Origin of the sequence: Pseudomonas sp. Pseusp97 (genome assembly GCF_047304025.1) — a bacterium.
Classification (GTDB): domain Bacteria; phylum Pseudomonadota; class Gammaproteobacteria; order Pseudomonadales; family Pseudomonadaceae; genus Pseudomonas.
Genome location: NZ_JBGLYK010000423.1, coordinates 1 through 1616, shown reverse-complemented (window position 1 = coordinate 1616; position 1616 = coordinate 1). Strand labels below are relative to the sequence as shown.

The window sequence follows — 1616 nt, the reverse complement described above, 5'->3', positions numbered from 1 at the left end:
TTTTGGCCTCATTCGGCGTTCTTCTTTTGGTGCGGTTTGCGGCGCTGCTTCCCCGCCCCCCGTGGTTGCGTGCCTTATGGTCCGGGGATCAACCCCCCGCTCCTACAGCAATTTCCCCCTTCCTTCACCCCGCCAGGCCGTCCCTGCAACGCTCGTCTCCCCCGATAGCGAGCCCAGGCCCCGACGGCGTATGCTGCCGATTCCACCGCATCAGGGTGCGCATCGGGAAAACCGGCTGAACTCGGCCGCGTCATCGGTGTTCCCATGTGCAGTGGTTCGTCAGGGATGGGCTACCGTTTGAAGTAGCTCCCCTGCATCCGCCGTCCAAAGGAAGAGAGCCGACGTGAACCTGATCCTATCGCCAATGAACCTCAGCAAAGCCAAGGCCTGGGGCGCCCATGCGGTGACCTCCAGCGGTGTCATCCTCGCGCTGCTCGCGCTCCTTGCGCTGGTCGACAACAGGCCCCAGGCCTGCCTGCTGTGGCTGGGCGTGGCGCTGCTGGTGGACGGCCTGGACGGCACGCTGGCGCGCAAGTTCGACGTCAAGGCGGTGCTGCCGCACTTCGACGGCTCGACCCTGGACCTGGTGATCGACTACCTCACCTACGTCTTCATCCCCGCGATCTTCATCTATCGCTACGTGCCGCTGCCGGTGCACACCGAACTGCTGGCGGTGGGGGTGATCCTGGTGTCCTCGCTGTTCTGCTTCTGCAACGTCAACATGAAGAGCAAGGACAACTACTTCGTCGGCTTTCCGGCGGCGTGGAACGTCGTGGCGGTGTATTTCTTCGTGCTCGACCCGCACCCCTGGGTGAGCTTCGTCACGGTGCTGGTGCTGGCGGCATTGACCCTGACCCGCATGAAATTCCTGCACCCCTTCCGGGTGCGCCAGTTCATGCCGCTGAACATCGCCGTGACCTTCGTATGGATGCTCAGCAGCGCACTGCTGATCCTGCAGCACCCGGTGGACCAGCCCTGGCAGCTCGGCCTGTGGTTCGTGGCTTCGGCCTACTTCGTCGGCGTCTGCGTGTGGCGGACCGCGATGGAGTGGTTCCACTGACCGCCCCGTAAACGCCGTTTTCTTCTCCGGAGGATGGTGTGGAGCGAAGCGATACCCATCCTACGATCCACGGCTCTTTGTAGGAGCGAGCTTGCTCGCGAACCGCCCAGCGCAGACGTGGCCGGGAAAGGGTTCGCGAGCAAGCTCGCTCCTACAACAATCCCATCGTCCGGCAGGGCGTTATGCCTGCCGCCCCAGCAGCCTCTGCCGGAAAGCTCCCGGCGTCTCCCCGCACACCTGCTTGAACAACCGCGCGAAGCTCGCCCGGTCGGCATAGCCGACATCGCTGGCGATGCGCTCCAGCGAGCGTCCCGGATCGCCCAGCGCCTCCTGCGCCGAGGCGATGCGCAGGCGTTGCACGTAATCGTTCGGCGACATCCCCACCTGCTCACGGAAGCGCCGCAACAGCGTGCGCGTGGAGCAGTGCACGCGCTGTGCGAGCGTGGCGAGATCGAAGGGCTGCGCGTAGTTGTCCTCCAGCCAGGCCAGCAGCGGCTCCAGTGGCGAGCCGGCGGGCAGCGGGTCGGGTAGCAGCGGAGTGAAGCGCCGCTGGCGG

At 65.2% G+C, this 1616-nt stretch carries 2 protein-coding genes; one reads left to right on the top strand and one right to left on the bottom strand.

Annotated features, from left to right (window positions below; translation table 11 throughout):
• Positions 1-364 precede the first annotated feature (364 nt).
• The gene (gene pcsA / locus ACCC94_RS29610; protein WP_413353151.1) at positions 365-1060 is read left to right on the top strand and encodes a phosphatidylcholine synthase; all 696 of its coding nucleotides are present in this window, start codon (positions 365-367) and stop codon (positions 1058-1060) included.
• A gap of 180 nt (positions 1061-1240) precedes the next feature.
• Here pcsA and ACCC94_RS29605 read toward each other — a convergent pair.
• Positions 1241-1616 (bottom strand): helix-turn-helix domain-containing protein (locus tag ACCC94_RS29605; protein ID WP_413353149.1); only part of this gene is annotated, 376 nt, incomplete at its 5' end.